The sequence below is a fragment of the Siccirubricoccus sp. G192 genome (genome assembly GCF_019084075.1).
GTDB lineage: Bacteria > Pseudomonadota > Alphaproteobacteria > Acetobacterales > Acetobacteraceae > G192.
In genome coordinates this window covers 4,922,735-4,947,793 of record NZ_JAHREN010000001.1, presented here as the reverse complement: position 1 = coordinate 4,947,793, position 25,059 = coordinate 4,922,735, and the positions used below count along the sequence as shown (strand labels likewise).

At 72.1% G+C, this 25,059-nt stretch carries 25 protein-coding genes, 1 tRNA gene and 1 pseudogene; 16 read left to right on the top strand and 11 right to left on the bottom strand.

What is annotated here, in order from left to right:
* Positions 1-100 precede the first annotated feature (100 nt).
* Positions 101-1,495 (top strand): trehalose-6-phosphate synthase, encoded by a 1,395-nt coding sequence (locus KSF81_RS23950; RefSeq protein ID WP_217381100.1) that lies wholly within the window; start codon positions 101-103, stop codon positions 1,493-1,495.
* Positions 1,496-1,534: 39 nt separating this feature from the next.
* Here KSF81_RS23950 and KSF81_RS23945 read toward each other — a convergent pair whose 3' ends face one another.
* Positions 1,535-2,713 carry a glycosyltransferase family 2 protein gene (locus KSF81_RS23945; protein ID WP_217381099.1) on the bottom strand — a complete coding sequence of 393 codons (1,179 nt, stop codon included), beginning with the start codon at positions 2,711-2,713 and terminating at the stop codon, positions 1,535-1,537.
* 279 nt (positions 2,714-2,992) lie between these two features.
* On the opposite strand from KSF81_RS23945, the gene KSF81_RS23940 reads away from it, so the two are divergent.
* Positions 2,993-3,355 (top strand): hypothetical protein, encoded by a 363-nt coding sequence (locus tag KSF81_RS23940; RefSeq protein ID WP_217381098.1) that lies wholly within the window; start codon positions 2,993-2,995, stop codon positions 3,353-3,355.
* 9 nt (positions 3,356-3,364) lie between these two features.
* Here KSF81_RS23940 and KSF81_RS23935 read toward each other — a convergent pair whose 3' ends face one another.
* Positions 3,365-3,928 carry a DNA-3-methyladenine glycosylase gene (locus tag KSF81_RS23935; protein ID WP_217381097.1) on the bottom strand — a complete coding sequence of 188 codons (564 nt, stop codon included), beginning with the start codon at positions 3,926-3,928 and terminating at the stop codon, positions 3,365-3,367.
* 339 nt (positions 3,929-4,267) lie between these two features.
* On the opposite strand from KSF81_RS23935, the gene KSF81_RS23930 reads away from it, so the two are divergent.
* From KSF81_RS23930 to KSF81_RS23915, 4 genes are all read left to right on the top strand, one after another.
* Entirely contained in the window at positions 4,268-4,999 is a 732-nt protein-coding gene (locus KSF81_RS23930) for a response regulator (protein WP_217381096.1), read from the top strand.
* A gap of 2 nt (positions 5,000-5,001) precedes the next feature.
* Positions 5,002-6,360 carry an ATP-binding protein gene (locus tag KSF81_RS23925; RefSeq protein WP_217381095.1) on the top strand — a complete coding sequence of 453 codons (1,359 nt, stop codon included), beginning with the start codon at positions 5,002-5,004 and terminating at the stop codon, positions 6,358-6,360.
* An 81-nt stretch (positions 6,361-6,441) separates the two neighbouring features.
* Positions 6,442-6,756, top strand: coding sequence for a plasmid stabilization protein (locus tag KSF81_RS23920; RefSeq protein WP_217381094.1), 315 nt, complete (start codon positions 6,442-6,444; stop codon positions 6,754-6,756).
* Positions 6,757-7,063: 307 nt separating this feature from the next.
* Positions 7,064-8,119, top strand: coding sequence for a DMT family transporter (locus KSF81_RS23915; RefSeq protein ID WP_217381093.1), 1,056 nt, complete (start codon positions 7,064-7,066; stop codon positions 8,117-8,119).
* 90 nt (positions 8,120-8,209) lie between these two features.
* Here KSF81_RS23915 and KSF81_RS23910 read toward each other — a convergent pair whose 3' ends face one another.
* From KSF81_RS23910 to KSF81_RS23900, 3 genes are read right to left on the bottom strand one after another with little or no spacing between them, the layout of a single operon-like run.
* On the bottom strand, positions 8,210-8,896 hold the full coding sequence (locus KSF81_RS23910) for an aspartate/glutamate racemase family protein (RefSeq protein ID WP_217381092.1): 687 nt from the start codon (positions 8,894-8,896) through the stop codon (positions 8,210-8,212).
* Positions 8,881-9,372: a hypothetical protein gene (locus KSF81_RS23905; RefSeq protein ID WP_217381091.1), complete on the bottom strand. Its 492-nt coding sequence runs from the start codon at positions 9,370-9,372 to the stop codon at positions 8,881-8,883. Before KSF81_RS23905 ends, KSF81_RS23910 begins: the two co-directional genes overlap by 16 nt.
* 37 nt (positions 9,373-9,409) lie before the next feature.
* Positions 9,410-10,660, bottom strand: a complete 1,251-nt coding sequence (locus KSF81_RS23900) for an MFS transporter (RefSeq protein WP_254453715.1) — start codon at positions 10,658-10,660, stop codon at positions 9,410-9,412.
* A gap of 229 nt (positions 10,661-10,889) precedes the next feature.
* On the opposite strand from KSF81_RS23900, the gene KSF81_RS23895 reads away from it, so the two are divergent.
* Positions 10,890-11,468: a YqaA family protein gene (locus tag KSF81_RS23895; RefSeq protein WP_217381090.1), complete on the top strand. Its 579-nt coding sequence runs from the start codon at positions 10,890-10,892 to the stop codon at positions 11,466-11,468.
* Here the strand turns inward: KSF81_RS23895 and KSF81_RS23890 are convergent.
* The 4 genes from KSF81_RS23890 to KSF81_RS23875 are packed head-to-tail and all read right to left on the bottom strand — an operon-like array spanning position 11,386 to position 14,185.
* Complete coding sequence (locus KSF81_RS23890; RefSeq protein WP_256444280.1) at positions 11,386-12,180, bottom strand: RES family NAD+ phosphorylase; 795 nt, start codon at positions 12,178-12,180, stop codon at positions 11,386-11,388. The genes KSF81_RS23895 and KSF81_RS23890 overlap by 83 nt on opposite strands.
* Positions 12,181-12,200: 20 nt before the next feature.
* Positions 12,201-13,148 carry a mandelate racemase/muconate lactonizing enzyme family protein gene (locus KSF81_RS23885; protein WP_217381088.1) on the bottom strand — a complete coding sequence of 316 codons (948 nt, stop codon included), beginning with the start codon at positions 13,146-13,148 and terminating at the stop codon, positions 12,201-12,203.
* Entirely contained in the window at positions 13,105-13,341 is a 237-nt protein-coding gene (locus KSF81_RS23880) for a hypothetical protein (protein ID WP_217381087.1), read from the bottom strand. The genes KSF81_RS23885 and KSF81_RS23880 overlap by 44 nt, the downstream gene beginning before the upstream one ends.
* Positions 13,342-13,354: 13 nt before the next feature.
* Complete coding sequence (locus tag KSF81_RS23875; protein WP_217381086.1) at positions 13,355-14,185, bottom strand: tripartite tricarboxylate transporter substrate binding protein; 831 nt, start codon at positions 14,183-14,185, stop codon at positions 13,355-13,357.
* 332 nt (positions 14,186-14,517) lie between these two features.
* On the opposite strand from KSF81_RS23875, the gene KSF81_RS23870 reads away from it, so the two are divergent.
* Positions 14,518-15,537, top strand: a complete 1,020-nt coding sequence (locus tag KSF81_RS23870) for an amino acid ABC transporter substrate-binding protein (protein ID WP_217381085.1) — start codon at positions 14,518-14,520, stop codon at positions 15,535-15,537.
* Positions 15,538-15,549: 12 nt separating this feature from the next.
* Here KSF81_RS23870 and KSF81_RS23865 read toward each other — a convergent pair whose 3' ends face one another.
* Together KSF81_RS23865 and KSF81_RS23860 are read right to left on the bottom strand one after the other, a co-directional pair.
* A complete protein-coding gene (locus KSF81_RS23865; protein WP_217381084.1) occupies positions 15,550-16,512 on the bottom strand; it encodes a tripartite tricarboxylate transporter substrate binding protein in 963 nt (320 codons plus the stop codon).
* A gap of 77 nt (positions 16,513-16,589) precedes the next feature.
* On the bottom strand, positions 16,590-17,258 hold the full coding sequence (locus KSF81_RS23860; RefSeq protein WP_217381083.1) for an alpha/beta hydrolase: 669 nt from the start codon (positions 17,256-17,258) through the stop codon (positions 16,590-16,592).
* A 565-nt stretch (positions 17,259-17,823) separates the two neighbouring features.
* Between KSF81_RS23860 and KSF81_RS23855 the strand changes: the two genes are divergently transcribed.
* The 8 genes and pseudogenes from KSF81_RS23855 (at position 17,824) to rpsA (ending at position 25,033) form a co-directional block, all read left to right on the top strand.
* Positions 17,824-18,309, top strand: coding sequence for an Rrf2 family transcriptional regulator (locus tag KSF81_RS23855; RefSeq protein ID WP_217381082.1), 486 nt, complete (start codon positions 17,824-17,826; stop codon positions 18,307-18,309).
* Positions 18,306-19,409: an aminotransferase class V-fold PLP-dependent enzyme gene (locus KSF81_RS23850; protein WP_217381081.1), complete on the top strand. Its 1,104-nt coding sequence runs from the start codon at positions 18,306-18,308 to the stop codon at positions 19,407-19,409. Before KSF81_RS23855 ends, KSF81_RS23850 begins: the two co-directional genes overlap by 4 nt.
* Positions 19,410-19,429: 20 nt before the next feature.
* On the top strand, positions 19,430-20,620 hold the full coding sequence (locus KSF81_RS23845) for a cysteine desulfurase family protein (protein WP_217381080.1): 1,191 nt from the start codon (positions 19,430-19,432) through the stop codon (positions 20,618-20,620).
* Positions 20,621-20,629: 9 nt separating this feature from the next.
* Positions 20,630-20,959, top strand: a complete 330-nt coding sequence (locus KSF81_RS23840) for a ferredoxin family 2Fe-2S iron-sulfur cluster binding protein (RefSeq protein WP_217381079.1) — start codon at positions 20,630-20,632, stop codon at positions 20,957-20,959.
* Positions 20,956-21,690: a TenA family protein gene (locus KSF81_RS23835; protein ID WP_309139663.1), complete on the top strand. Its 735-nt coding sequence runs from the start codon at positions 20,956-20,958 to the stop codon at positions 21,688-21,690. Before KSF81_RS23840 ends, KSF81_RS23835 begins: the two co-directional genes overlap by 4 nt.
* Before the next feature lie 66 nt (positions 21,691-21,756).
* Positions 21,757-22,863, top strand: a complete 1,107-nt coding sequence (gene mnmA, locus KSF81_RS23830; RefSeq protein WP_217381078.1) for a tRNA 2-thiouridine(34) synthase MnmA — start codon at positions 21,757-21,759, stop codon at positions 22,861-22,863.
* An 18-nt stretch (positions 22,864-22,881) separates the two neighbouring features.
* Positions 22,882-22,958 (top strand) — tRNA-Met (locus KSF81_RS23825).
* 351 nt (positions 22,959-23,309) lie between these two features.
* Positions 23,310-25,033 (top strand): annotated as a pseudogene (gene rpsA / locus KSF81_RS23820) (30S ribosomal protein S1).
* Positions 25,034-25,059: the final 26 nt, after the last annotated feature.

Sequence of the window (25,059 nt, the reverse complement as noted above, 5' to 3'; positions counted from 1 at the left end):
GGCGCGAGGCGCTGACCGGGACAAACTTGGCTGCCCCCGGCGATCGGCTGCCCGTGGGACGCCTGCTCGCCCGGCTGCCGGTCGCGTTGCTGGAGGTGGGATGAGCCGGATCGTCGTCGTCTCCAATCGGGTGCCGGTGCCGGCGGGCAATGCCGGCCATGCCGGCGGATTGGCGGTGGCCCTGCTGGGGCTGATGGAGAGCCGTGGCGGCTTGTGGTTCGGCTGGAGCGGCGCGGTGACGGAGCGGGTCGGCGCGCCCGGTTTCGTGCAGCGCGGTGCCGTCGGCTATGCCACGCTCGATCTCACCGAGGCGGAGCATGGCGGCTACTACACCGGCTATTCCAATGGCGTGCTCTGGCCGATGCTGCACAGCCTGCCGCACCTGATGTCCTTCCGCCGCCAGGATCTCGACACCTACCGGCGGGTGAACCGGCGCTTCGCCGACAACCTGGTGCCGCTGCTGCGGCGGGACGACCTGATCTGGGTGCATGACTACCACCTGATGTCCTTCCCGGCCGCGCTCCGGGCGCGTGGCGTCGGCAACCCCACCGGCTTCTTCCTGCATGTGCCCTTCCCGGGGCCCGAGGCAGCCTCGGTGGCGCCCGGCATCCGGGGCTTGGTGCAGGATCTGCTGACGACCGACCTGCTCGGTTTCCAGACCACCGCGGACCGCGACAATTTCGCCGCCGCCGCCACCGGCTTCACCGATGCCCGGCGCACTGGGGATGCGGTGATCGAGGCGGGCGGCCGCGAGATCCGCCTCGGCGTCTTCCCGGCGGAGATCGCGGCGCAGGAATTCGCCGCCACCGCCGCCGCCGAGGCGCGGGCGGAGCCGGCGCGGCTGCTGGAACGCTCGCTCGGCGGCCAGGCGCTGCTGCTTGGCGTCGACCGGCTGGACCCGACCAAGGGCCTGCCGGAGCGGCTGGATGCCTTCCGCCGCCTGGTGGCACGCCGCCCCGCCCGCAGCCTGGCCCTGCTGCAGATCGCCGCCCCCTCGCGCGAGGATGTGGCGGTCTATCGCCGCCTGCGCGAGGAGTTGGATACCGCGGCCGGCGCCATCAACAGCGAATTCGGCGAGCCGGACTGGCTGCCGCTGCGCCTGCTCGCCCGGCCGCAGCCGCGCGAGACCCTGGCGGGCTTCATGCGGCAGGCGCGGGTCGGCGTGGTGACCCCGCTGCGCGACGGCATGAACCTGGTTGCCAAGGAATACATCGCGGCGCAGGACCCGGCGGACCCGGGGGTGCTGGTGCTCTCCCGCTTCGCCGGCGCGGCGGCGCAGCTCGGCTCCGCCCTGCTGGTCAATCCGCATGATGCGGAGAGCATGGCGGAAGCGCTGGCGCAGGCGCTCGACATGCCGCTGGCCGAGCGCCAGGCGCGCTGGCAGGTGGCCTGGGGCGCGATCGCCGGCGCCTCGCCCGAAGGTTGGGGCGAGAGCTTCCTGCGGGCCCTCGCGCCAGAGGAACTGGACCGGCTGCCGGTGGCCGGGCGGGCCTGAGCCACTTGATCGGCCGGCAAGCTGCAAGCCGCCCCACCACTATCCCTGCCGCAGCACCGCCCGCACCGAGCCATTCGCCGCCAGTCGGTAGCGGCGCCCGGCCCAGGCCAGTTCGGCGCCGAAGCTGCTGGCCAGCCAGGCCAGCAGGTGCAGGCCATGCGCCGCCGGCCCCAGCCAGAGCCCGCGCCGCAGCGTGCGCGCGGCGAGCGCGGCGGCCCCCGGCGGCAGCACCTCCCGCGCGATCGCGGCCCGGAGCCCGGCGCGCAGGCGCTGCAGCAGCAGCGCGGCGCCGAGCCAGGCCAGCGCCGCCCCGCTGCCCGTGGCCACCGCCGCCAGGGCCACCGCGCCACCCGCCGCCGGCAGGACGAGGAACAGCCCGGCCAGCGCCCAGACACCCGGCGCATGCAGCCGCACCAGGCGGTACTGGCGGCGGCCGAAACCCAGGGCCGCGCGCAGGCCGGGCGCGACCGGCCCCGGCGGCCGCACCGTCAGCGGCGCATAGATCCGCAGGCCCGCCGCGCGGGCGCCAAGGCTCAGCGCCAGGTCGTCGGAGATTGCCCGGTCCCAGAGGCGCGGCAGGTCCAGCCGGGCCAGCGCCGCCCGGCTGATCGCCGTGGCACCGCCCCAGCACAGGTTGCAGCGGGCGCAGCGCGGCAGGGTGGCGATGCCCATGTCGATCAGCGCCAGCAGGGCGGCCGCGATGCCCGGGCCGCCCGGCAGGGTCCAGCGATAGCCGGTGGCGATGTCGCCCTGGCCGGTCAGCAGCGGCCGCACCAACTGGGTGAGCAGGCCGGGCGGCGGCACCATGTCGGCATCCAGCGTCACCAGCGCCGCATCCTCCGGCCGCAGCGCCGCCAGCGCAGCGAGCAGGTTATGGACCTTCTGGCCGCGCCGCGCCGCCGCCCCCGCCAGCACCACCGAAGCCTGGCCCGGCCGCGCGGCGGCGAAGCGGGCGAGCGGCGCGAAGGCCGGGTCGGCGGCGGATTCCACCGCGAAGGCCACGCGCCAGGCCGGGTGGTCCTGCGCCGCCAGCGCCGCCAGGAATTCCGGGAGCAGCGGCGCCGCGCCGCGCACCGGCACCAGGACCAGGATCGGCGGCCAGGCCGCCGGTTGCGGCTGCGGCCGCCGCAGCAGCCGCAGATAGAGCGCCGGGGCCAGGGTCGCCAGCAGCGCCAGCACCATCCAGCCCAGCAGCACGGCCCCTGCCGCCAGCCCCATCCATGCCCTCCTGCCCCGGTCGCGAGGGCGCAGCCTGCCGTCGCGGCGGGGTTCTGACCAGAACTTGATCGCCAGGGGCGCATCACCAGTCAGTAGATTAACCTTTGTGACAAAACATCCTTTGCGTGCGAACCGACCTGACGGCACACTCCATCATCGCGCTGGGATGTGACGGAATGGCCGAATTCGATCAGTTGGCGCAAGGCGGCCCTGGGCAGGATGGCTCCGGCGCGGCAACGCCCTCGGCACCCGGCCGCGCCTGATACGAAAGACACGTCCATGGTCCCGATCGAGCCCGAATTCTCCGCCTACAATACCGATGAGGAACCCTGGCGGATCGCCCGGCTGATCCGCACCGATGGCCGGGTGCGCGAGCTTCTCCGCATCCTGACGCCGGAGACGGCGGAGGTCGAGGGATGCCTCGGCGAGCGGATCTGGACCGGGCATGTGCTGCGCCTGCATGACGAGCGCGGCACGGTGCAGGCTCATGTCAGCGCCGCGCTCGGCGCCTCCGGCTGGCTCTCGGTGATCGCCCTGGCCCTCGCCCGGGCCTGGGACGGGGAGGATGAGGGCGAGGTGGAATTCCTGGTGGAGGGGGAATCCATCCCCTGGCCGGTGGAAGCGATCCTGCCGGCACCCTGAGCTAGCCATTCACGGCACTGGTTCCGGCGCATCCTCCACCGCCGGCCGGCCGGTGACGAAGCGCCAGTGGTGCCAGAGCAGCCGCGCCGCCAGCGAGCGCCAGGGCCGCCATGCCAGCGCCAGCTCCGCCAGCGGCTTCGGCCCCGGCCGTGCCGGCAGGCCGAGCAGATGCGCGGCGCTCGCCGCCAGCGCCAGGTCGCCCGCCGGGAAGACATCCGGCCGCTGCTCCGCAAACAGCAGGTGCACCGCCGCGGTCCAGGGGCCGAGGCCCTTCACCGCGGCGATATGCGCCACCGCCGCCGCATCCTCCATCCCCGCCAGCGCCGCGAAATCGAGCCGCCCCTCCAGGCAGGCGGCGGCGAGGGAGCGCGCATGCGCCGCCTTGGGCCGCGACAGCCCGGCGGTGCCGCAGAGTGCCGCATCGTCCAGCGCCAGCAGCCCTGCCGGTTCCAGCGCGCCGGGCAGGGCGCTGAGGCGCCGCCAGATGGCGCCGGCCGCCTGGTTGCTGATCTGCTGGCCGCAGATGGCGCGCAGCAGGCCGGGGAAGCCGGGCTGGCGGACCCGCCAGGGCAAGGGCCCGGCGGCGGCCTCGATCGGCGCAAGGCGCGGGTCGGCGGCGACCAGCGCCTCCAGCCCGTCACGGGCCCAGGGGGGGAGGGCCGGGGGGCAAGGGGGGGGCGGCGGGGTAGCGGAGGAGGAGAGGGGGGGCCATCCCCGCCGCCTTTAGCGCATCGGCACCCGGAGGGGGACCGGGAGATCGCCGCGCGCCACCCCGCAACTGGCCCCGCCCTGTTGCCGCCGGAAGCCCCGGCATGTGGCGAATTGCAACGGAATGCAACGGGCGCGGGCCGGGCAACGAAGCGAAACATCCTGCCCCGCCAAAGCCATGCGCCGCGCTATATCAGGGGCATCATGGAACCGCAGCCGCATATCCTGGTCGTGGACGACGACCGCGAGATCCGCGACCTCCTCGCCAAATTCCTGGAACGCCAGGGCATGCGCGTGACCGCGGCCCGGGATGCGCGGGAAGCGCGCAGGCTCTGGCCGCTCGGCCGCTACCACCTGGTGGTGCTGGACCTGATGCTGCCCGGCGAGCCCGGGCTCGATCTCGCCCGCTGGCTGCGCAGCCAGGGGCCAGGGGATGGTGGTGTGCCGATCGTCATGCTGACGGCGATGAGCGAGGAGACGGACCGCATCGTCGGCCTGGAACTCGGCGCCGACGACTACGTGGCCAAGCCCTTCAACCCGCGCGAGCTGGTGGCCCGCATCCGCGCCGTGCTGCGCCGTGCCTCCGGCGAGGCCGGCGCCGCCAAGGAGCCGCCGGCCAAATCCGTGCGCTTCGCCGGCTGGACCCTGGAGCCCGGCCGCCGCCGCCTGCTCAACCCCGATGGCGCCGAGGTACCGCTGACCGGGGGCGAATACGAATTGCTGCAAGTGCTGGTGGAGCGCCCCAACCGGGTGCTGACCCGCGACATGCTGATGGACCTGCTGCGCGGCCGCCAGGCCGGGCCCTTCGACCGGGCGATCGATGTTGCCGTCTCCCGGCTGCGGCGCAAGCTGGAGGATGACGGGCGCAACCCCAGCCTCATCAAGACCGTGCGCGGCGGCGGCTATGTGCTGGCCGCGACGATCGACCGGGCCTGAGCATGGGCGTGCTGCGCCGCCTCTGGCCGCAAAGCCTGGCGGGCCGCACCGCGCTGGTGCTGCTGCTCGGCCTGACCTTGGTGCAGGGGGCGGGGCTGCTGATCCATGCGCTGGACCGGGTGGACCTGCAGCGCTTCGCCCAGGGGCGCGAGATCTCGGCCCGCACCTTCGGCCTCTGGCGCAGCCTGGTGCTGGCCGCGCCCGAACGCCGCGCGGCGCTGCTGGCGGATGTGGACCTGCCCGCCGGGGTCTCGGCCAGCCTCGATGACCAGCCCCTGGTGCCCGCCGATGCGCCGCCGCCGCCGCTGCCGGCGCTGCGGCGCTACCGCATGGAGCAACTGGCCGGCGGCGGGCCGCCCCGGCTTCGGCCACGCGAGGCGCGTTTCGCCAGGCTCGGCGGCCCCGGCCACTTCATGGCCTCGCTGCGGCTGCCGGATGGGCCATGGCTCAATCTCCGGGTGGAGGTGCCGGCGCCACGGCCTTGGCATTCGCCCACCTTCCTGATCGCCTTCCTGGTGATGACCGCGGCCGCCGCCGCGCTGACCCTCTGGGCGGTGCGGCGGCTGACCCTGCCGGTGCGGGCGCTGGCCGAGGCGGCGGACCGGCTCGGCCGCGACGTGAACGCGCCGCCTTTGCCGGAACGCGGCCCGGCCGAGGTCGCGACCGCCGCGCATGCCTTCAACACCATGGCCGGGCGCATCCGCCGCTTCGTCGGCGACCGCACCCAGATGCTGGCGGCGATCGGCCATGACCTGCGCACGCCGATCACCCGCCTCAGGCTGCGCGCCGAGTTCATGGAGGATGACGAGCAGCGCGGGAAGATGCTGCGCGACCTCGACGAGATGGAGGCGATGATCGCCGCCACCCTTGCCTTCGCCCGCGACGACGCGGCGGCCGAGGCCACCGTGCCGCTCGACCTCGCCGCGCTCTGCCGCACCGTGCTGGACGAGGCGGCGGATGCGCGGCCGGAAGCCGCCGCCAACATCGCCTATGCCGGGCCGGAGCGGCTGGTGGTGCCGGTGCGGCCGGTGGCGATGAAGCGGGCGCTGGCCAACCTGGTCGGCAATGCGCTGGCCTATGGCGGCGCGGCGCGGCTGACCCTCTCGCCCCCTGCGGCGCCACGACAACCGCTGCGCCTGGTGGTGGAGGATGACGGGCCGGGCATCCCGGATTCCGAGCTGGAGGCGGTGTTCCAGCCCTTCCGCCGGTTGGAGGCCAGCCGCAACCGCGAGACCGGCGGCGCCGGGCTCGGCCTGCCGATCGCCCGGAACATCCTGCGCGCGCATGGCGGCGATGTGGTGCTGCGCAACCGCGCGGCGGGCGGGGCGGGGCTGGAGGCGGTGGCGACGCTGCCGGTCTGACGCCTGCCAATTCGCCCTCCTGCCCGCCCGAACCCGGATGCGGCGCCACCGTTGTGGCCGGCGAGGGAGTTGGAGGCGACCATGCCACGCGGCGACAAGTCGGCCTATACGGGCAAGCAGAAGCGCCAGGCCGAGCATATCGAGGAAGGCTACGAGAAACGCGGCGTCCCTGAGGAGGAGGCCGAGCGCCGCGCCTGGGCAACCGTGAACAAGCAGACCGGCGGCGGCAACCAGAGCGGCTCCGGCCGCGGCAAGCCGGACACGACCGTCTCGGCGCGGCGCGGCGGCAGGAAGGGCGGCGCCGCCTCGGCCGCGCGGCCGGCGGCGGCGCGCTCGGCCTCGGCGAAGAAGGCGGCAGCGACGCGCAAGCGCAATGCGGCGAAGGGCAAGGGGTAGGACGGCTCCGGCGCACAAGGTCGGGTGTGGCGAGGTTATGTTCCTTTGATCGGCGGCGCCTGTCAGGCCCGCATCGCCAACGGCGCACCGACCAGACCGTCCCGTCGATCTGGCCACAGTAAAAACCACCAGGCAGCAGGAGCAGCTCAAGGCCGAAGCCGCCGAGGGCCCGGGCCCACAGCGCCCGCCTTGCATCAACCCCACCGCCCGGCAACCATCCAAAGGCAAATCAGCTCTTGACCGCGAAGACAGTCGCTCAGTCGTCCTGGCAGGCGAACGGTAGCCATCAGAGGCGTTTGGCTATTCCATGATCCGAACCGGCATCCTTCTCGCCCTGCTGTCCGCCGCGCTGTTCGGCGCCAGCACGCCCCTCGCCAAGCTCCTTCTGGGGGCCGTTGACCCTTGGATGATGGCTGGCCTGCTCTATCTCGGCGCAGGCATCGGCCTTGCCTCCGTTCACCTTTCGCGGGAAGCCCTCCGGCTGCCTGCCGTTGAGGCGCCGCTGCGTCGCTCCGACATGCCGTGGCTGGCCCTGGTGATCGTGGCAGGCGGTATCCTGGGGCCGCTACTGCTGATGTTCGGCCTCTCCCGCACCGACGCGGCGGGGGCCTCGCTCCTGCTCAACCTCGAAGGCTTGGCGACCATGGGCATCGCCTGGGTCGTCTTCCGGGAAAACGTGGACCGCCGGCTGCTGCTGGGCGCCTTCGCGATCCTTGCCGGGGCCATCCTGCTGTCCTGGCAGGGGCAGGCGTCCTTCCAATGGGGCGCCCTGCTGATCGCCGGGGCCTGCCTTTGCTGGGGGATCGACAACAACCTGACGCGCCGGCTGTCCTCGGCCGATCCGGTGCGGATCGCCATGCTCAAGGGCCTGGTCGCGGGCGCGGTCAACCTTCTGCTCGCGCTGCTGAACGGGGCGGTCCTGCCGCCCGCCGGCATCCTCCTGGCCGTAGGCGCCGTCGGATTCCTGGGATATGGCGTGAGCCTCGTGCTGTTCGTGCTCGGCCTGCGCCATCTCGGCGCCGCCCGCACCGGGGCCTATTTCTCGCTCGCGCCCTTCGTCGGGGCGGTTCTCGCCATCCTCATGCTGGGTGAGTCCTTGTCGGCGCAAGTGCTGATCGCGGGTGGGTTGATGGGATTGGGCCTTTGGCTGCACCTCTCGGAACGGCACGACCACGAACATGCCCATGAGGCGATGGAACACGAGCATCGCCATACTCACGACGCGCACCACCAGCATGAGCACGGCCCGGAGGTGCCGCCCAGTGAGCCGCACACGCATCGGCACCGGCACGCGCCCCTGGTGCACTGTCACCCGCATTACCCCGATCTGCACCATCGGCATGGTCACGGGCGCGCCCACTGAGGCTTGCCTTTCTGGCGCGCCGTGGCCGCCTTGTATCTTCGGGCCGATTCGGACCTCCGGGCCATGCGGCCCTGCGGTCATCGGTCCGCCTCAACCCGCCAGCAGCCGCCTGAGCTTGCGCACCGCGCTGTCCGGCGTGGTGAAGACCGGCCGGCCGGTCGCCGCCTCCACCAGGGGCGCGGCGCGGGCCAGGCTGAATTGCGCCAGGGCGATCACGTCGCACTGCGCGAGGTCGCGCGCCGCCTCGGCCGCCAGCCGGTCATGCTCGGCCAGGTCGCCGCGGTCGAGTGCCGCCAGCCCGCCCTCGACCAGCTTCGGCACCACCGTGACGCCGGCCGGGAATTCCGGGGGCATGGTGTCGAGGGTCGGCTGGAAGGTGGCGAGCAGGCCGATCGTCGGCCGCGTCCGATGACCGGAGGGCGATGCCCGCAGGTCTGAATCGGCCGCGCCCATCGCGGCCGCGCAGGCTTCCTCGATCATCGCCTCGTTTGGCTTCAGGACAGGCTTGGGCGCCAGGTCGCGCGCCACCGCCTCGATGCAGGGGCCGAAGGCGGAGCAGGTGAAGAGGATGCCCGCCGCGCCGGTGCCGGCGGCATAGCGCGAGAGGGTGAGGAACCGCTCCGTCATGCCGGGCGTGAGCCGGCCCTCCCGCGCCAGGTCGGCCGAGAGGCTGTCATCCAGCAGGTTCATCAGCGTGGCCTCCGGCCAGGCCCGGGCGAAGGCGGCCTCGATCGGCGGCGGCGAGTGGCGGAGGGCGTGGATCAGGGCAATGCGCATGGCGGGGTCCTTGGTGGCATCACTTCGCGACGCAGCGCTTCAGGGGGGGAGGGGAATTCGCTGCAATCCGGGAAGGTGATCTCATCCGGCCCGCGCCTTTCCACCCGCAGCAGGTTGGGGTTGCCGCTGCAGCCGAAGCCGCCATCCGGCGGCACCCTGCCGCCGAAGGCGGTCATCACCGGCTGCATCGGGGTGAAGCGGAATTCCAGGCCCTGCGGCTGGATCGCCACCGTCTCGATGGTGCGCTGGCGATAGGCGATATCGAGCGAGGTGGAGCGCATCACCACGTCGCGGGTGAAGATCACGGTGGGGCTGCCGAAACAGGCGGGGGTGTCGTTGTCCACCGGCGGGAATTGCCCACCGGTCCAGGCGCCGAAGATCCATTCATGCGGCGGCGCCTGGCGCTGCTGCGCCCCGGCATCCCCCGTTGCCGCGAGCGGCAATCCCAGCGCCAGAAGCAGGGTCCAATGCCGCATGCGCGATCCTCCTCGATCCCAGGTCGGTCCCGCCCTTCTAGCGCCGATCAGTCCTCAGACCTAGGCCGGCACCGCCACCGGCACCCGCGGCCCGTCCCGCACCGGCAGATGCACCAGCGCGGCGAAGCCGGCGGCGAGGATGCTGATGACCCACATCTGGTCGTAGCTGCCGGTCCGGTCGAAGACCAGCCCGCCGAGCCAGGCGCCGGTGAAGCCGCCGATCTGGTGGCCGAGGAAGATCATGCCGAAGATCGTCGCCAGCCAGCGGGTGCCGAATTCCCGGGCGCAGAGCGCCATGGTGGGCGGCACGGTGGAGAGCCAGAGCAGCCCCATCAGCGCGGAAAAGATGAGCACCGAGGCGGTGGTCTTCTCCACCAGCATGAAGCCGGCCATCAGCACGCCGCGCCCGGCATAGATCGCCACCAGCAGCTCCCGCCGCCGCCAGCGCCCGGCCAGCTCCCCCCGCCGCCAGGGAGCCGGCGATGTTGAACAGCCCGATCAGGCTGATGGCGCCGGCCCCCACCGCGGCCGGCAGGTGGCAGCTTGCGACGAAGCCCGGCAGGTGCACCGCCAGGAAGCTCACATGCATGCCGCAGACGAAGAAGCCGAAGAACAGGCACCAGAAGGTGGAATCCCGCAGCGCCACCGAAAGCGCCTCCCGCGCCGTCTGTTCCGTGGCGCCGGGGGCGGGCGGCGCCGGCGCGTCGTTCAGCGGCAGGGCCAGCGGGATGATGAGCAGGGAGGCCAGGGCCACCCCCAGCATTGCCGCCTGCCAGCCGAAGCCGTTGATGCCGAGCTGCACCAGCGGCACCACCAGGAACTGCCCGAAGGAGGAGCCGGCGGTGCCGAGGCCGATGGCGCGGCTCCGCATCGAATCCGGCAGCAGCCGGGTGAGGCTGGCCATCACCACGGGCATCCCCGCGGCCGAGACGGCAAGGCCCATCACCACCCCGGCGAAGAAGGTGAACATCGGCAGCCCCTCCGACATCGCCATGCCGAAGACGGCGCAGGCCTGCAGCGCCGCGCCGCCCATGATGACCCGGCGCGCGCCGATCCGGTCCGCCACCTGGCCTAAGACCGGCTGCGAGACGCCGTTCAGCAGCACCTGGAGCGCGATGGCGAAGGCGAAGCCGGAGGCGGTCCAGCCATGCGCCGCGGTCATTGGCGCCAGGAAGAGGCCGGAGGTCTGGCGCAGCCCCATCCCCAGGGCCGCGGTCAGCATGGCGCAGCCGAGCAGCAGGCCGATACTGACCGGCAGGCGGGGGGAGGAGGCGGGGGAGGCTGGCATGGGCGGCACCTCAGGCATGGCGGAGGATGGAGCGCGGCACGCAGCCGGCCCTTCCGGAAGAGGCCATGTTCCCATCGGCTGCCCAGGCGCCGCAACCGCGCCGGGCGCATGGTGCCCGTGCCACCCATGCCCGGAACGCGGGGCCAGGTGCCGTGAATTGCGCCCCCCCGCGCGGCCGTGCCATGCCCCTGCCGGTGCCGGCCCGCCGTGGCCGGCAAGGGAGCCCCGGATGCTGCGTCGCCTCTACGACTATGTGCTTGCGCTGTCCGCCCACCGGCGCGCCCCCGCCTGGCTGGCGGTGGTGAGCTTCGCCGAGAGCAGCGTCTTCCCCATCCCGCCCGATGCCATGCTGATCCCGATGTGCCTGGCGCGGCCGGACCGGGCCTGGCGCTATGCCGCGATCTGCACCATCGCCTCGGTGCTCGGCGGCATCGCCGGCTATGCGATCGGCTATTTCCTGTTCGAGGCGCTGGCCGAGCCGGTGCTGCGCGCCTATGGCCATGCCGATGCGCTGCTGCGCTTCGAGGGCTGGTACGCGCAATGGGGGGCGCTGGTGATCCTCATCAAGGGGCTGACGCCGATCCCCTACAAGATCGTCACCATCGCCTCCGGCGCCGCGAAATTCGATTTCCTGGTCTTCATGGCCGCCAGCATCGTGACCCGGGGCGCCCGCTTCTTCCTGCTGGCCTGGCTGCTGCAACGCTTCGGCCCGCCGATCCGCGACTTCATCGAGCGGCGGCTGACCCTGGTGACGACCGGGGCAGCGCTGGGCATCGTGGCTGGATTCGTGGCGCTGCGCTGGCTGTGATCTCGGGGCGGAGCGGCTTGCCGCTGCGGAATTCCACGATGGCGGGATGGCCCTCAGCCTGGACGTCCCGCTCGCTCCATTGGAATAGCACGGCGTTGTAGCCCTCGAAGCGCGTGCTGCAATAGAGGATGCCGCGGAAGCCGGCGGCGCGGGCGGCATCGGCCACGAAGCGCGGCACGAAATATTCCGGCTTCCAGGGGCTGTCCCGGTCGGGGCGCAGCCGCCCCATCACCGCGTTGAGGCCGGCGGTCAGCAGGCTCACGCTCTGGCCCTGCGCCTGGCTCTTCCCCTGGCCGGCCGTGACCCCGGCGAGGTCGAGCAGGCCGGAGAGGCGCCGCATCCGGAAGCACTGGACCCAGGCGATGCAGCGCGAAGCGGGCGCGGTTTCCGCGCAGGCGCCATAGGCGCTGGAGGCCAGGTAGAAGACCGTCTGGCCATGGTGGTTGAAGCGGCCCTCGTTCCAATTGGCGGGCGGCGGCCCCATCTCGGCGGCGCTGCGGCGCTGCGGCGTTCCGGGCCATCGGGCAGGCGGGCGCGGTGCCAGAGCGCCTCGTCCAGCGTGACCTTGGGCGCCCGGCGCACCGCGGCCAGGATGCGCCGGCCCACCGGATGGTCGAGGCCGAGATAGGGGAAGCGGGCGAGATGCACGCCCAGCGCCTCCATCTCTCGCGCGAACCTGGCCGCATCGCCCGCCCTTGCCATGCCTCCACATCGCGGGACGGCGGGCCGGGTTCAGGCGCGGCGCTCGGTATGCAGCGCCAGATGCGGGGCGAAGGGCGCGAGGTCCGGCACCAGGCCGAGGCCGGGACCCTGCGGCGGCGCCACCAACCCGTCGTGCAACTCCAGCACGCCCTCCAGCAGTCCCTCCCGCAAGGGGTTGGGGTTGGCATCCCATTCCAGCAATCCGGGGCCGCGCACCGCGGCCAGCAGGTGCAGCGAGGCCAATTGGCCGATGCCGCCGCCGAGGAAATGCGGGCAATAGCTCCGTCCGGCGCCCAGCACCGCCTGGGCCACCGGCAGGGTCGCGGTGAAGCCGCCCCATTTGCAGGCATCCGGCTGCACCACCGCGAGATGCCCCGCCTCCAGCGCCTCGTGGTAGGCCAGCGCGCCGCGCAGGTTCTCGCCGGCGGCGAGCGGGCTGCTGGCGGCGGCGCGGACCTGCGCCCATTCCCAGGCCGGGCGGTCGGCGGCCAGCGGCTCCTCGATCCAGGTGAGCGGGAATTGGCCGAGCACGCCGGCCATGCGCACCGCCTGCGCCACGTCCCAGCCCTGGTTGATGTCCACCATGCAGCGCTCGCCCGGGCGGAGCGAGGCGAAGATCGGGGCCAGGGTGGCGACATCCCGTGCCTCGCCGAAGCCGATCTTGATCTTGAAGGCCCGGTAGCCGCGGGCGCGGGCCGCCTCCACCTGCTCCAGCGCCATGGCATCCGGGTTGAGGCCGGAGGCGTAGCAGGGCAGTGGCGAGGCATCGCTGCCGCCGAGCCAGCGGAACAGCGGCAGCCCGGCGCGGCGCGCGAACAGGTCGTGCAGCGCGATATCGGCGCCGGCCAGCGCCGCGGCGAAGGCGCCGGGCTCGCCCGCCTGCAGGCCCCAGAGATGCAGCCCGCGGCTGATCTCGTGCCAGGTGGCGCGCGGGTCAGTGATCTCGCGGCCGAGCAGGCGGGGGGGCGATGAAGGCATCGAAGAGCCGGGCGCGATGCTCGGCGCCGACGGTCGGGAAATTCGCCCAGGCCTCGCCCCAGCCGAAGCCGCCCTCCGCATCCTCCAGCCGGAGGAAGACGGCGACGCGTTCCGTCATGGCGCCGAAGGCATTCACCACCGGCACCGCGATGGGGGCGCGGAAGACGAAGCTTTCCGCGCGGACAAGTCTCACCACTGCGAAATCCTTATTGCTCGCGCCAGGGATGCGCGGCCCAGAGTTGCTCATACTGCGTCTTCAGCGCCAGCAGCGCCGCGCGGTAGTCGTCCGGGCCGAGGTAGCGCAGCGGCAGCATCTGCTGCGCCGCCGCCGCCTTGAATTCCGGGTTCTCGATGGTGCGGCGCACCGAAAGGGCCAGCCGATCCAGGATCGGCCGCGGCATGCCGGCGGGGGCGCCGACGCCGCGCATCGAGCCCTCCACCACGTCGAAGCCGAGTTCGCGGAAGGTGGGGACATCGGGCGCGCCTTCCCAGCGCCGCACCGCCATGGAGCCGAGCGGGCGGATCAGCCCCTGGCGCCAATCGGCCATGCCCTCGCCCATGTTCACCACGGCGAGCGCCAATTGCTTGGAGAGCAGCGAGGTGCGCACCTGAGAGGAGCCGCCGAAGGGCACGTGCAGGAATTTGGCCCCGGTGAGGCGTTCCAGCGCCAGCATCGCCAGGTGGTCGTCGGAGCCGACGCCCGTGGTGCCATAGGCCAGCTCGCCCGGCCGCCGCTTCGCTTCCTCGATCAGCGCGGCGAGCGAGGCGACCGGGCTGTCGGCCAGCACCCAGAAGCCGCCGGGATCGTCCACGATATTGGCGATGGGGGAGAAGTCCTCGAAGCGGAACCGCGCCTGCCGCTCGATCGGCACGGTGATGATGTTCGGCGTATTGGTGAAGCCGATGGTATAGCCATCCGGCTTGGCGCGGGCGAGTTCGCCCCAGCCCACCTCGCCGCCGGCGCCGGCGCGGTTCACCACCACCACGGGCTGGCCAAGATCCCTTTCCATGAAGCGCGCCAGGGTGCGCGCCGCCACATCCGTGCCGCCGCCGGGGGGCGAAGGCGACGATCATGGTGATGGCGCGCTCCGGGAAGGCCTGCGCCGAGGCCGCGGCGGGCAGCGCGAGAAGCCCGGCGAGGCTGGTGGTGAACGAACGTCTGAACATCGGCGCAATTTCCTCCCGCCGGCGCATCTCCGCGCGCCGTGGCGTGCCCGATCGGACCACGGGCGCGGGCGGGTGGCAACCGGAGGGCAGGATATTTTGCGCGGATGGAGCGGCGCGATTGCGCTTGGCGCGGCCGGGGCGGCTTGCCATGCTCGGAACGGTCCCCTGGCCTGAACCCCCGGGCCCGATCGGAGGCATGCCGATGCGACAGATCCTCTCCCGCCTGCTGCCCGCGGCGCTGCTGCTCGGCCTCGCTGCTGCCCCGGCCCTGGCCGGGACGACCCTCGATGCGGTGAAGCGCAACGGGCATCTCCGCTGCGGCGTCTCGGTGGGCCTGGCCGGGATGTCGCAGCCGGATGCGCAGGGCGTCTGGCGCGGCTTCGATGCCGATATCTGCCGCGCGGTCGCCGCCGCCGTCTTCGGCGATGCGGAGCGGGTGCGCTTCGTGCCCACCACCACGCAGACCCGCTTCACTGCCCTGCAATCGGGCGAGGTGGACATGCTCACCCGCACCACGGCGCTGACCCTGGCGCGCGACAGCCAGCTTGGCCTCACCATCACGGTGGCGCATTTCTACACCGGCCAGGGCGTGCTGGTGCATCGGCGGCTGAACATCACCCGCGCCGAGCAGCTCGACGGCGCCACCTTCTGCGCCACCCAGGCTTCGGAGATCGAGCGCAACCTGGCGGACTGGGCGCGGCAGAAGAACCTGCGCATCACCACCATCCCCTTCGACACGCCGCCCACCATATTGCAGGCCTTCCTGGCCGGCCGCTGCGACGCCATCAGCAACGACATGATCAACCTCTCCGGCAACCGCATGGCGGCGCCGAACCCGGATGACCTGGTGCTGCTGCCCGACCTGATCTTCAAGGAGCCGCATGGCGTGCTGGTGCGGAACGGCGATGCCGAATGGGCGGCGCTGACGCGCTGGGCGGTCTTCGCGCTGTTCCAGGCGGAGGAGATGGGGCTGACGCGGGAGAATGTGGCCGCGATCCGCGAGACGACGCAGGATCCGAAGATCCGCCGCTTCCTCGGCCTCACCGAGAATGTCGGCACCGGCTGGGGCCTGCCCGCCTCCTGGGCCTTCGAGGTGGTGCGGCAGGTCGGCAATTACGCCGAGGTCTTCGACCGCGGACCGGGCCGCACCCTCGGCATGGAGCGTGGCCCGAACCGCCCCTGGACCGAGGGCGGGCTGCTGATGAGCTGGCTCTGGCAGTAGCGCCGGCCGGCGCTACTCCCGCCAGGGATGCTCCGCCCAAAGCTTCTCGTAGCGGCTGCGCAGCGCCTGCAGCTCCGCCAAATAGGCCTCCGGCCCGAGGAAGCGCAGCGGCAGCATCTGCTGCGCGGCGAGGGCCTGGAATTCCGGATTGTCCACGGTGCGGCGGACCGCCAGCGAAAGCCGCGCAAGCGCATCCGGCGGCACGCCCGCCGGCGCCGCCATGCCGCGCATCGAGCCTTCCACCACATCGAAGCCGGCTTCCCGGAAGGTGGGCGCGTCCGGCGCCACCTCGGTGCGGCGCTCGCCCATCTGGCCGACCATGCGCATGAGGCCCTGGCGACTTTCATGCACGCCCTCCGCCACGTTCATGGAGGCGATGGCGATCTGCCGGCCGAGCAGGGCCTGCTTCACCTGGCTGCTGCCGGAATAGGGCACGTGCAGCAGCTTCACCCCGGCCTGGCGCTCGAAGGCCAGCACCGCCAGGTGGTCGTCGGAGCCGATGCCGGTGGTGCCATAGGTCACCGAATCCGGCTTCGCCTTCGCCGCCGCGATCACATCACCCAGGGAGCGGAAGGGGCTGTCCGTCAGTACGTAGAAGGCGCCGGGATCGTCCACGATATTGGCGATGGGGGTGAAGTCATCGAGCTTGAAGCGGGTGCGGCGCTCGACCGGCAGGGTGACGATGTGAGGCGTGTTGATGAAGCCGATGGTCAGCCCATCCGGCCGCGCCCGCGCCAGTTCCGCGAAGCCGATCTCGCCGCCGGCGCCCGGCCGGTTCACCACCACCATGGGCTGGCCGAGGTCACGTTCCAGGAAGCGCGCCAGGGTCCGGGCGGCGAGGTCGGTGCCGCCGCCGGCCGCGAAGGCGACGATCATGCTGAGCGGCCGGTCCGGCTGCCATTCGGCGCGGGCGGGGCGGGCCAGGGTCGCGGCGCCGGTGGCGGCGAAGGTGAGGAGGCTGCGGCGGGTGGTCATCCGGTGGTTCCCGATATGGGAAGGGCCGGCGGTGGTCCGCCGGCCCTTCTCGTCGATCCGATGCAGGTGCTGCAGCCTCAATCGGCGGCCAGCGCCATCCGGCTGCGGTTGAGCACGGTCTTCACATGGTCCTCCGCGGCATCGACCACGCGCACAGTCTCCTCCGGAGTGAAGACATGGCCGGCGCCGGGCATGACGCGGTAGTCGATGGTGATGCCGCGCTGGGTGTTCAGCTTGTCCACCAGCTTCTTCACCGAGGATTCCGGCACCAGTTCGTCCTCGGCGCCGTGCAGGATCAGGCCGTTGCAGGGGCAGGGGGCGAGGAAGCCGAAATCATAGTGGCTGGCGGGCGCGCTGATGGAGACGAAGCCGCCCATCTCCGGCCGCCGCATCAGCAATTGCATGCCGACATAGGAGCCGAAGGAATAGCCGGCCACCCAAAGGCTATGCGCGTTCGGGTTCACCGCCTGGAGGAAGTCCAGCGCCGAAGCCGCATCGCTGATCTCGCCGATGCCGCCGTCGTAACGGCCCTGGCTGCGCCCGACACCACGGAAATTGAACCGCAGGACCGAGAAATTCATCGCCTGGAAGCGCTGGTAGAGCGCGTGGATCACCCGGTTGTTCATCGTTCCGCCATGCAGCGGATGCGGATGCAACACCAGCGCGACCGGAGCATTCGGCTGCTTCGAGTGGTGATAGCGGCCTTCGAGCCGACCATCAGGGCCGGCGAACATGACCTCAGGCATCGTCCCGTGGGTCCAATTCCGGTTTGGCCGTGCGCGCCAGGGCTGCCGGGGGAGGCATGGTGGTTGCCTTCACCGACAAGCCAAGCGCGCACCGACGCTTGGTGGGGAAGTCCTTGCCGACGCCGCGCCTGCCGCCCCCGCCATCCCGGAGGGATGGTGAGGCCAGACTGCCGCGCCGGCCGCCATGCCGGACCGGAACCATCGGCCGCCCCGATTGTTGACCGGGGAGGTCGGGCAAAATAGCCTCTTTCCAACGACGGTCCTTGCGAACCTGCTCTGTCGCGGACATTTGGCTCCGATCATGACCTTGGCGCCCCGGGGAAGGCTCCCGGATCCCAGGGGTGGCGGGAATATAGGTATTCACCTCCGGCTTTCATAACGGATTCATGGCAGGCATCCCATGTCCCAGGCTCTGGTCCGGTATGCGGTTCCCGTGCATGTCACTGAAAACGGGCTTGTGAACAGGTTATTTGCCCTGTGCGGGAATAGTAGACCACTCAATCCCCGAAGAGGCGATTTTTGGGCCGGATGCACGATTTGTGGCCGGCGAAGGGAGGTCTGACCCATGCGCCTCTCGACCCGTGGTCGCTATGCCGTGATGGCGATGGTCGAGCTCGCGATGCGCCAGCAGGCCTGCGGCGCCGGCGAGGGTGGCGCCGAGCGGCCGGTCAGCCTGGCCGAGATCGCCCAGGCCCAGCAATTGTCCCTGGCCTATCTGGAACAGCTCTTCGGGCATCTCAGGCGCGGCGGGCTGGTGGCCTCGGCGCGCGGCCCCGGGGGCGGCTACCGCCTGGCCCGCCCGGCCGCCGCCATCGCCATCGCCGAGGTGGTGGAGGCGGTGGACGAGCCGATCCGCGCCACCCGTTGCGAGGAGGGAGCGCCGGGCTGCCTGGCCGGCCATCGCTGCCTCACCCATGACCTCTGGGCCGAGCTTGGCGAGCAGATCCGCCTCTTCCTTAGCCACATGACCCTGGCCGATGTGGTGGCCGGGCGGGTGCTCGGCCGGGCCGCGATCCCGTATGCCGAGCCCTTTGCCGGGGATTCCCCGTGAACGAGCTCTATCTCGACGCCAATGCCACGGAACCGCTGCGGCCGGAGGCGCGGGCGGCGGTGCTGGCGGCGCTGGAGGCTGGGGGCAACCCCTCCTCCGTGCATGGCGCCGGCCGCGCCGCCCGGCGGCTGCTGGAGGGCGCGCGGGAGGATCTCGCCGCCCGCTTCGGCGCCAGGCCACAGGATGTGATCTTCACCGGCGGTGGCACGGAAGCGAATGCGCTGGCGGTGCGGGGGCTCGGCCAGGGCCGCCGGGTGCTGCTCGGCGCCACCGAGCATGCCGCGGTGCTGGCCGCCGCGCCCAGGGACACAGGAGGGGCCGAGACCATCCCGGTGCGGCCCGACGGCACCGCCGACCTGGCGGCGCTGGAGGCGCTGCTGGCCTCGGGCGGGCCGGCCCTGGTCTGCCTGATGGCCGCCAACAACGAGACCGGCGTGCTGCACCCGATCCCCGAGGTAGCGGCGCTCTGCGCCCGCCACGGCGCCCTGCTGCATGTGGATGCGGTGCAGGCGGCCGGGCGGGTGGCGATGGACCGGGCGGCGGATAGCCTGGCGCTTTCCGGCCATAAGCTGGGCGGGCCGCCCGGCGCCGGGGCGCTGCTGCTGCGGCCGGGGCTGCATCTGCCGGCGCTGATCGCCGGCGGCGGGCAGGAGCGCGGGCGGCGCGGCGGCACCGAGCCGCTGCCGGCCATCGCCGGCATGGCGGCGGCGGCCACGGCGGCGGTGCCGGAAGCGGCCGGGCGGTTGGCGGTGCTGCGCGACCGGATCGCCGCCGGGCTGCGGGCGCTGGCGCCGGAGGCGGTGATCGCCGGGGAGGCGGCGCCGCGCCTGCCCAATACCCTTTCCATCGTCCTGCCCGGCGTGCCGGCGGAGACGCAGGTGATCGCGCTCGACCTGATGGGGCTGCGGGTCTCGGCCGGCGCCGCCTGTTCCTCGGGCAAGGTGGCGCGGAGCCATGTGCTGGCCGCCATGGGCTTCGGCGAGGCGGCCGGCTGCGGCATCCGCGTCTCCCTGCCCTGGAACGCGGCGGAGGATGCGCCGGAGCGCTTCCTGGAAGCCTGGGCTGCCATGCGCGCGCGCCTCTCGCGCCGGGCGGCCTGACGGGCCATCTTGGCTGGACCATGCACCCCGATCGCCCCGTCTATCTCGACAACCACGCCACCACGCCGCTCGACCCGCGCGTGCTCGCCGCCATGCGCCCCTGGTGGGAGGAGAATTTCGCCAATCCCCACAGCGTGGAACACGCCATGGGGCGGGAGGCGGAGGCGGCGGTGGAGGCGGCGCGGGCGGAGATCGCCGGGCTGATCGGGGCGGAGGCCAGGGAGATCGTGCTGACCTCCGGCGCCACCGAGGCCAACAACCTGGCGATCAAGGGCGCCGCCCGTTTCGCCGCGGCCCAGGGGAGCGAGCGCCGCCGGATCGTGACGCTGGCGACCGAGCATAAATGCGTGCTGGAGAGCGTCCGCGACCTGGCCGCCGAGGGCTTCGAGCCGGTGCTGCTGCCGGTCGGCCCGGGCGGCCTGCTGGACCTCGACCTGCTGCGGGACACGGTGGACAAGCGGGTCCTGCTGGTCAGCGTCATGGCGGTGAACAACGAGATCGGGGTGGTGCAGGACCTGGAGGTGGTGGGCGCCATCGCCAAGGCGGCCGGCGCGCTGTTCCACACTGATGCCGCCCAGGGCTGCGGCCGGATCGCGCTGGATGTGGCGGAGATCCAGGCCGACCTGCTTTCCATCTCCGGCCACAAGATCTACGGGCCGAAGGGGATCGGCGCGCTGTATGTGCGGCGGCGGCCGCGGGTGCGGCTGGCGCCGCTGTTCTCGGGTGGCGGGCAGGAGCGGGGCTTCCGCTCCGGCACCCTGCCGGCGCCGCTGGTGGTGGGGCTCGGCGAGGCGGCGCGGATCGCGGCCGGCGAGGGGCTGCTGGATGCCGGGCGGATCGCCGGGCAGCGCGACCGCTTCCTGGCCGCGCTTGAGGCCGAGGTGCCGGGGCTGCGGCTGAACGGGGACCCAGAGCGGCGGGTGGCGGGCAACCTCAACCTCACCTTCCCCGGCGAATTGGATGCCCAAGGCTTGATGGCCGAGGCGCCGGAGGTCTGCGTCTCGACCGGTTCCGCCTGTTCCTCGGCCGCGGTCGAGCCCTCCTATGTGCTGCGGGCGCTTGGTATGCCGGAGGCCGAGGCGCGTGCCACCTTGCGGATCGGGATCGGTCGCTTTACCTCCCCCGCCGATGTGGACCGCGCGGCTGCCGCCCTGGCCGCGGCATGGCGCCGCGTGGCGGCGGCCCGGCCCGCCCGGACCGGAACGGAGTAGCAGCAAGCGATGCCCAGGATGACCTTCATCGAGCGCGACGGCACCCGCCGCGAGGTGGAAGCCCCGCTCGGCCTCTCGGTCCTGGAGATCGCGCACAAGCATGGCGTCGATATCGAGGGCGCCTGCGAGGGCAGCCTGGCCTGCTCCACCTGCCATGTGATCGTGGACGGGCCCTGGTTCGGCCAGCTCTCCGAGCCGACCGAGGATGAGGAGGACATGCTGGACCTGGCCTTCGACCTCCAGGAGACCAGCCGGCTCGGCTGCCAGATCATCATGACCGAGGCGCTGGACGGGCTGGTGGTGAAGCTGCCGTCCGGCACGCGGAATGCGGGCGGATGATGGCCCGCTGGGAGACGGAATTCGGCGCCGAAGGCGGGCTCTACCGGCGCCTCCGCGCCGCCTGCGCCGAGGATTGGCGGGCCTATACCTGGCATCCCTTCGTGCAGGGACTGTCGGAGGGCACGCTGCCGCTGGCCGCCTTCCGGCGCTACCTCATCCAGGACTACCTCTTCCTGATCCATTTCGCCCGCGCCAAGGCGCTCGCGGTCTTCAAGGCCGAGAGCATCGAGGCGATGCGGGAGAAGACCGCGGCCATCGGCGCCATCCTCTCGGAGACGCTGATGCACCTGCGCTACTGCGCCGAATGGGGCATCCCGGAGGCCGAGGTGCGGGGCACGCCGGAAGCCTCGGAGACGGTGGCCTATACCCGCTACGTCATCGACCGCGGCCTGGCCGGCGACATCCTCGACCTCGAAGTGGCGCTGGCGCCTTGCACGGTCGGCTATGGCGAGGTGGCGCTGCGCATCCTGGCCGATCCGCGCCGGCGGCTGGCGGAGAACCCCTATGAGACCTGGATCGCCACCTATGCCGATCCCGGCTACCAGGCGATGGCGCGGGCCGCCGCGGCCAGGATCGACGCGCTGGGCCTGAGTCATGGCGGCGAGGCCCGCTTCGCCAGTCTTTCCGCCACCTTCGCCGAGGCCGCGCGGCTGGAGGCGCGGTTCTGGCAGCAGGGGCTGGATGCGGCCCTCGGCCGGATGCCGGGCTATGAGCGGGCGCACCGGCCGTGAGGATTCTCGTGGCCCGCCTCATGGTGCAGCCATGAGGATTCTTGTTGCCCGCCTCGTGGCGCAGCCATGAGGATTCTTGTCGCTATGTCCGGCGGCGTGGACAGCAGCGTCGTCGCCGGGCTGCTGAAGGCCGAGGGGCATGAGGTGGTCGGCGCCACCCTGCAGCTCTACGACCACGGCGCCGCCGTGAGCCGCAAGGGCGCCTGCTGCGCCGGCCAGGACATCCATGATGCCCGGCGCGTGGCGGACCTGCTCGACATCCCGCATTACGTGCTGGACCGCGAGACGCGCTTCCGCGACGCCGTGGTGCAGGATTTCGCCGATAGCTATGCCCGCGGCGAGACGCCGATCCCCTGCGTCCGCTGCAACCAGACCGTGAAGTTCCACGACCTGCTGGATCTGGCCCAGGGCCTCGGCTGCGAGGCGTTGGCCACCGGCCATTACGCCCGCCGCGTGGAAGGCGCGGCCGGGCCGGAACTGCACCGCGCCGCCGATCCGGCGCGGGACCAGAGCTATTTCCTCTTCGCCACCACCCCGGCGCAATTGGCCTTCAGCCGCTTCCCGCTCGGCGGCTTCGCGGACAAGGCAGCGGTGCGGGCGGAGGCGCAGCGGCTCGGCCTGCCGGTGGCGGAGAAGCCGGACAGCCAGGATATCTGCTTCGTCCCGGAAGGCCGCTACCATCAGGTGGTGGAGGGCCTGCGCCCGGATGCGGCGGAAGCCGGGGAGATCGTGCATCTCGATGGCCGGGTGCTCGGCCGCCATGCCGGGATCGCGCGCTATACGGTGGGCCAGGGCCGCGGCCTCGGCGAGGCTTCGCGGGATGCCGGGCAGCCGCTCTATGTCGCGGCGCTGGAGCCCGGGCGCCGCCGCGTGGTGGTGGGGCCGCGCGCCGCCCTGCCGCAACAGGCGGTGCCGGTCGGCGAGATGAACTGGCTCGCCCCGCCGCCCGCCGCGCCGCGCCGCTGCCAGGTGAAGCTGCGCGCCCGGGAGGCGCCGCAGGAGGCGCTGGTGGAATGGGACGCGGCGGCCGCGACGCTGCTGGTGCGCCCGGCGGTGCCGGCGATCGCCGCGCCGGGCCAGGCCTGCGTGCTCTATGACGGGGAGCGCGTGCTGGGCGGCGGCTTCATCCGCCGCGCCGGGCTTGGCGTTGACATGGTGGGGACGGCGGCTTAAGTCCGCCGCCTCCGTTCTGGCGGTGTAGCTCAGCTGGTTAGAGCACGGCACTCATAATGCCGGGGTCGGCGGTTCAAGTCCGCCCGCCGCTACCAACGGAAGAGCGCCAGGGGCTAGGGGTCGGGCGCGATTTTCAACCAAGCCGCTATTCGGCACGCCTCTGGCCCCGGCGGCAAGCGAAATTCGTTTGACCGGCGTTTGCCGAATGCCTAAGGGGGACGGCGTCGCGTGCCCTGGGGCCGTGGTGCTCGCGCGCGCGGGGTTTCCGCCTGCCGCCGGGCCGGGTCTGGGCGAACCGGAACATCGCTTCATCCTGCAGGGGCTGCTGGCGCCGCAACACAGGTGCCAGTCCCAAGCCGTCCCGGTGCGCCGACAGGCCGCGGGGGCGCATACCAGGGCCGGCGGGCGCACCTCCCGCGCGGGCCTTCCGAAAGACACATCGGCCTATGGCATCCACTTCCCTTTCCACCGCCCATGACACCGCGGGCACCGAGGATTTCGCTGCCCTCCTCGACGCCAGCCTGGGCGACAATACCGGCTTCGCCGGCTCCGTCCTCTCCGGCCGCGTCATCCGGGTCGAGGGCGATGTCGCCGTCATCGATGTCGGGCTCAAGAGCGAAGGCCGCGTGCCGCTCAGGGAATTCGCCCCGGCCGGCGAGACGGCCGAGGTGAAGGCCGGCGACGTCATCGACCTCTTCGTCGAGCGCTACGAGGACCGCGACGGCGCCATCAAGCTGAGCCGCGAGAAGGCCCGGCGCGAGGAGGCCTGGACCGTGCTGGAGAAGGCGCATGCCGCCAACCAGCGCGTCGCCGGCACCATCTTCGGCCGGGTGAAGGGCGGCTTCACCGTCGATCTCGGCGGCGCCGTCGCCTTCCTGCCGGGCTCCCAGGTGGACACGCGGCCGATGCGCGACGTGGCCCCCCTGATGGGCGCCCCGCAGCAATTCCAGATCCTGAAGATGGACCGGCCGCGCGGCAATATCGTGGTCTCCCGCCGGGCCGTGCTGGAGGAAGCCCGCACCGAGCAGCGCGGCGAGCTCATCAAGGGCCTGAAGGACGGCGTGGTACTGGACGGCGTGGTGAAGAACCTCACCGACTACGGCGCCTTCGTCGACCTCGGCGGCGTCGATGGCCTGCTGCATGTCACCGACATCGCCTGGCGCCGGGTCAATCACCCCTCCGAGGTGCTGACCATCGGCCAGCCGGTGAAGGTGCAGGTGATCCGCTTCAACCCGGAGACCCAGCGCATCAGCCTCGGCATGAAGCAGTTGATGGCCGACCCCTGGGAGGGCGTGGCGCTGAAATACCCGGTCGGCGCCAAATCGCCGGCCGCGTCACCAACATCACCGATTACGGCGCCTTCGTGGAGCTGGAGCCGGGGATCGAGGGGCTGGTCCATGTCTCCGAGATGAGCTGGACCAAGACCAACGTGCATCCCGGCAAGATCGTCTCCAGCTCCGAGCAGGTGGACGTGATGATCCTGGACGTGGATGAGGGCAAGCGCCGCATCTCGCTCGGCATCAAGCAGGCGCTGGGCAACCCGCACGAGCTGTTCGCGGAGGCGCATCCGCCCGGCACCATCGTCGAGGGCGAGATCCGCAACATCACCGAGTTCGGCCTCTTCATCGGCCTGCCCGGCGATATCGACGGGCTCGTGCATGTCTCCGACCTCTCCTGGGACGTGCCCGGGGAGCAGGCGATCACCGCCTACAACAAGGGCGATGTGGTCAAGGCGAAGGTGCTGGACGTGGATGTGGGCAAGGCCCGCATCTCGCTCGGCGTCAAGCAGTTGGAGGCCGACCCGGCCGCCGAGGTGCTGGACCGCGTCCGCAAGGGCGACATCGTCACCTGCGTGGTGAGCGCGGTCGAGAGCAACGGCATCGAGGTGAAGGTCGAGGACGTGCTCACCGGCTTCATCCGCCGCGCCGAGCTTGGCCGCGACCGTGCCGACCAGCGGCCGGAGCGCTTCTCCCCCGGCGAGCGCGTGGATGCCCGCGTCACCATGGTGGACCGTGCCGCCCGCCGCCTGACCCTGACCATCAAGGGCAAGGAGATCGAGGAGGACCGGGCCGCAGTGGCGCAGTATGGCACCTCCGACAGCGGCGCCTCGCTCGGCGACGTGCTGGCCGCGGCCATCCGCCGCCGGAACCAGGCCGCCACCGAGGAGTAGCGCCGGCATCCCGCGGCGGAGGGGCT